Here is a 1,251-nt window from a genome sequence, read left to right as displayed (position 1 = left end):
TTATAGTACGTTTGAGCTGGTTTGAAAAATACTCTAAAAACAGTTATTCTACTGTGATTTGAGCCACCAGCGCGGGAAAGTCCGTAGTGTTATTAGCCAAACCTGTTTAACATGTTTTTGACTCCCGCTGGTGAATTTAAAGCCTGAACAGTTCAATTGGTGAAAAACCGCGTCTGCTATGCAAGGGTCTAAAATTCATGGCGTCAATTCACGGTTAATCTTTTCTTTCTTCCCTTTTGTAAACACCTTTTCGAATGACAACTTACATTGGTATTGACGTATCTAAAGATAGCCTATCGGTGGCTATACCAAAACCAACTACAGGTTGGACAGTATGTAGCTATGCCAATACACCGGATGGCATTCGGTCGCTTTTAAACCAACTTCCTAATCAGGCCCATTGTGTTCTGGAAGCGACAGGCTCTTATTCCGTTTTAGTGACCTATATGCTTACCCAAGCTAAAGTGGCAATTTCAGTCATTAATCCTAAGCAAAGCCACCACTTTGCCAAGATGCACTTATCCGTCACCAAGACCGATCCGCAAGATGCCGTTCTACTATCTGAGTATGGCAGAATGACACAACCAGCTATATATCAAATTAGTAGCGATAGCCTATTGTTGCTTAGGCAGAAACGAACGTTACTAAGACAATATCAGAAACAACGGGTAGTCCTGCTGAACTTACTCGAATCGTTTCAACCTTTGCCCTTGAAAGATCCTACCGTTCAGCATAGTTTACAAGAGATGATTGCTCATTTCCAGGCGGCTATTGCTCAATTAAAGACAGAAATCAATCAGGTTTGTCAAGCTGATTTCGCCGACCAGTACAAGCGGTTACGGTCCATAAAAGGGATTTCTGACGCTGTCGCCACGGCCTTAATTGAAACCACGAATGGCTTTCGGGACTTTACATCCGCTAAGGCCCTAGCTAAGTTTATCGGCGTTGCTCCCATTATCTACCAATCAGGGAAAGTGGGGATTACAAAGGGGATTAACCGCTCCGGGGATGCTCATTTAAGGGGTCAGCTATATATGGCGAGCCTGTCGGCGATTCGCTACAATAAAGCTTGCCGAGAGTGTTATCAGCGACTTAAAGCTGCTGGTAAAGTGACTAATGTGGCATTAATGGCGGTGGTCAACAAACTGCTTCGCCAGGCGTATGCAGTGGTTAAATTCAACGAAGACTATGATCCGAATTATCAGCCCGTTATACGCTCTTTAACTTGACTTTTAACACAGTTCATGTTAA

At 43.4% G+C, this 1,251-nt stretch carries 1 protein-coding gene; it reads left to right on the top strand.

Going from position 1 to position 1,251, the window contains the following annotated elements:
* Positions 1 to 254: 254 nt before the first annotated feature.
* The gene (locus ACYVBJ_RS21850; protein ID WP_460984426.1) at positions 255 to 1,229 is read left to right on the top strand and encodes an IS110 family RNA-guided transposase; all 975 of its coding nucleotides are present in this window, start codon (positions 255 to 257) and stop codon (positions 1,227 to 1,229) included.
* Positions 1,230 to 1,251: the final 22 nt, after the last annotated feature.

It is taken from the genome of Spirosoma fluminis (genome assembly GCF_054778895.1).
The sequence above is the reverse complement of the archived record's forward strand: the minus strand, read 5'-3'. Positions and strand labels throughout refer to the sequence as shown.

Bases quoted from the DNA above. Each gene is read 5' to 3' on its own strand.
- ACYVBJ_RS21850 (WP_460984426.1), top strand. From the start codon at position 255: ATGACAACTTACATTGGTATTGACGTATCTAAAGATAGCCTATCGGTG.